The organism is Halomonas sp. ND22Bw, assembly GCF_003011945.1.
Lineage (GTDB): Bacteria > Pseudomonadota > Gammaproteobacteria > Pseudomonadales > Halomonadaceae > Halomonas > Halomonas halophila.
On sequence record NZ_PXWD01000824.1, the window covers coordinates 1 to 274 of the forward strand.

General features: G+C 62.4%; 1 protein-coding gene. It reads right to left on the bottom strand.

The features are described 5' to 3' along the window. Positions 1 to 22: 22 nt before the first annotated feature. On the bottom strand, positions 23 to 274 hold a 252-nt coding region (locus tag CVH10_RS20435), incomplete at its 5' end, for a sodium-independent anion transporter (RefSeq protein WP_146143183.1).

Here is a 274-nt window from a genome sequence, read left to right on the forward strand (position 1 = left end):
GGGTTCGTCCCTTGTCAGCTGCTTAGATGAGCCCGCGCGCGAGCCAGGGGTCGTCACCGGGCTCCGCGATCTCATCATCGGCGGAAGACACCAACGCTTTAAAGGCGTCGTCCTGGGAAAGGAATATCCGCCCCGTCAGATGGTCGAGCAGGTGCGAGGATCGGAGCCGGTCCATGACCGGGCCTTTCACCTCCGAGAGATGCAGCTTGATTCCCGCATCGGCGAGACGCTGGTTGATCGCTTCCAGGCTTTCGAGCGCAGAGGCATCGATGGC